Below are 3,187 nucleotides of genomic sequence, written 5' to 3' on the forward strand. Positions count from 1 at the left end.
GGCGAGATCATAGTTCATGGTCAGCGCGGTGCTTGCGGGCGCAGTGATCGTCTTGACGCGCCCTTCGACATCATAGGTGAAGCTGGTCACCGCGTCCTGCGACGCCGTGGTCGGATGCTTGACTCGCACGCTGGTGGTGCGGCCGAGCAGGTCATAAGTGAACTGGGTGACGACGCCATTGGGATCGGTCATGCTGCCCGGGCGCCCATTAGCGTCATAGGCAGCGAAGCTGGTGACATGGCCGAGACCGTTGGTCATGCTCGTTACATTGCCCGCCGTGTCATAGGCAAAGGTGACAATGTCGTCCTTGCCCTGCGCGTCAGGTACGCGCGGACCGTTGACCGACAGCAGGCGGGCGTTCGGACCCCAGCTGTAAGTGGTGGTGCGCGTCTGGCCGTTGGTCGAATAGGGCGCGCTGTGGGTGGTGAGGTCGGTCAGCGTTTGCGACGCAAGCATCGCATCAGCCGTGTAGGTGATATCGACGCGCAAGCCGTTGCGCTCGATGCGCGTCGGCAGGTCGAGCGTCGGGTGCCATTGCATCGTGGTCGTGCGCGCCTGCGCCGTGCCCACCGCTTCGGTCATGCCGTTATGGCGGCCCTTCGGGTAATCGAGTGCATAGCTGGTTTCGCGGCCAAGTTGGTCGACCGATCGCGTCATTAAATGCTTGGTGCCGTAGTAGTTCTGATAATCGATGCTGACGCTGTCGGCAGGCGTGGTCGAGGTCGCCTTGCCCTCGATACGCGTTATCGCGGCAGGCTCGTCGGGCCAGGATGAATCGCGCCGAAACAGATGATATTCGTCAGTACGGCCCAGCGGACCAGTGACGCGGCGGGCTTGCCGCCAAAATTGCCGGACGTCATTCTCATACCAGTGGAGATGCTCGAAACTATGCGCATTTACGCCTTCCGCAAGCGAAGACGTCGCCAGCCGCCCTTCGCCGGCATAGCTGTAAGCAGCAATGGCGGCATTGTTTTGGTCGCGGATGCCAATGAGGTCATAGCCGTTAAAACCGCTGCCATAGTCATAGCTGCGCTGCCACAGCACGGCGCCTGCCGAGTCCAAGCGCTTGACGGTGCGCAGCCGGTCGGTGCGGAAACTGCCCGAATGATAGAGAATGGCCGTGGTCGACGACACCGAAGACATCGTCCCTGCGCTTGGCCCCGTCATGATGACGGTCCGCACGTCGAGATTGCTGGATACCGCCCAATCTGGCGGTGGTGCCGATGGCGCTGTCGGCTTGTCATAGCTATATTCGAGGCGTGTTCCGTCGGGCAGGGCAATCTGGCTGATGACCTTGGCCTGCGAAAATCCACGCACAGCGCCGTCGCCTGGCGCTGCCTGCCACGTCAGACCAAGCGTGCGGCTGAGGCTGTCCCGAACGCGGTAGGGAAAGGGGCTGTCATCATTGTAATCGAACCAACGCACATATCCGCCCGGGAGCCCGTGTTCGACCGGCGCCAACAATCTGGTGCCCCTGGTACGCGCCGGATCGTTGACCCGGCGAAACAGGATATATTCGCCATTAGCCATATCGAGCCGCATTTCGGCTGGCCCCGTGCCGCTCACATTGGCTTCTTCGCCCCAAATATTCCGCCCTACGCTGGGAGTGATCACCATTGACAAGCGACGGCGCGAGTAGCTGAGCGGATCGCCAAAGAAATTGGGCAAGGTCCATTGCCAATTGCTTTGGTCGTTGCGATCAACAGTAACGAAGGTATCGGTGCCGCCCCTGCGGCTGTGAAATGTAATCTGATTGGTAAAGCCGCCGGATGAAGCCAAGAGCGAGAGCTCAAGATAACCTGGCAACAGCGTCTTCCATCGGTCACCCGGACGGCTCAGATAATGACGGTCGACCGAAAGCAAGCCGTCGGCAGTTTGATAGTCATTTTCATCCAGCAGCTTGTAACCGCTGTTGACGCTGATGGGGTTGCCTGCCTGCATTTGCGGCGTACCCGATTGCGGCGAACCGCCGCATTCACCGTCACAATGCGCCTCGAAATTGAGATCGGGTATTCTGGAACATTGACCCCTTTCGGCCACATAACCGGGACCGCACCGCAATCGCACCAGGGACGACAAAATCGTGTTGCTGTTTTCCGGCCCACCGAACTGTTTCGGAATCCAATGACACTCATAATCATCGTCATCGAGGTAAGTCGGCGACTCAAAAATTGCATTCGGATTAAATTCCGCCATCTGGATCCGGCATGCTTGCTCCGGACTGGATCCATAGGCCGCAGGACCTTGCCAGGTTGGGGTCTCCCAAAGCCCACCCGAGGCGGTAGGTGACGGAGCAGGAATGGGCCGAAGATCGGGAGTTTGTGCCGCACTTGTGTTCGCTAGCACCAAAGCCACGAAAGCCGCCAAGAATGACAAGATGAATCTGTGCATACCGCCCCCCACTTGCTCCTGCTGCAAGGTCATCATTTTGTGTGTCTATTCAACGACAAACTAGTCATTATTTTAGTATCTTTGCGCAGAAATGGCAGAGGGCGAAGTCGTGCGAAATGCCAGCATAGGGAGCAAGGTTGAGGCTCCGTCAATAACCGCGCAAGATGCTCGGCTACTGCGCGTCATCACAACAAGTTGACCCCCTCAATTGGGCCCGCTGTTTCGCTAAAGCAGATATTTGACCAATTCCCACGCCCCAACCACAAACGCCCCGCCAACCAATAGGCTCGCGAACCAAAACTCGATAGCCAGCGCCCAGTCGCGCGATTGGGGATCCCGATTGTGCATAATCGAGTCATGACACCGAGCACCAATGTAGGAAAGCGTTTCGTCGGCCGCCTGCGACCTAGCTGCAGATCCTACCCTACCGCGACCCAATCCGCGCGACGAGCTCGGTGCCCGCNAATCGAGTCATGACACCGAGCACCAATGTAGGAAAGCGTTTCGTCGGCCGCCTGCGACCTAGCTGCAGATCCTACCCTACCGCGACCCAATCCGCGCGACGAGCTCGGTGCCCGCAGGTATCTCCGCGCTCTTGCCAGTGACAACAAAGGCGATCGTGCCAATCGCCACAAACGCAAGCGCGGTCTCGGTCGTGCCGCCTTCGCCGCGGCTGCCGATGCGCCCACTCAGTCGCAAAGTTCCATCTGGCAGTTCGGCATAAAGCGCCCGCGCCTCAAGCTTGCCCGACACCCCAAACGCAGCTTTGGTCTCGGCGCGGGTGATTTCCCCAACA

The 3,187-nt window shown here is 59.2% G+C and carries 1 protein-coding gene and 1 pseudogene; both read right to left on the bottom strand.

The annotated features are described in order from the left end of the window. A partial coding sequence (locus AC2TC0_RS16075) for an RHS repeat domain-containing protein (protein ID WP_484718461.1) occupies window positions 1-2,067 on the bottom strand: 2,067 nt, incomplete at its 3' end. 864 nt (window positions 2,068-2,931) lie between these two features. Next, window positions 2,932-3,187: pseudogene (locus AC2TC0_RS16080) on the bottom strand (hypothetical protein); the annotation flags it as partial.

Source organism: Sphingopyxis sp. sgz302558 (assembly GCF_057220455.1).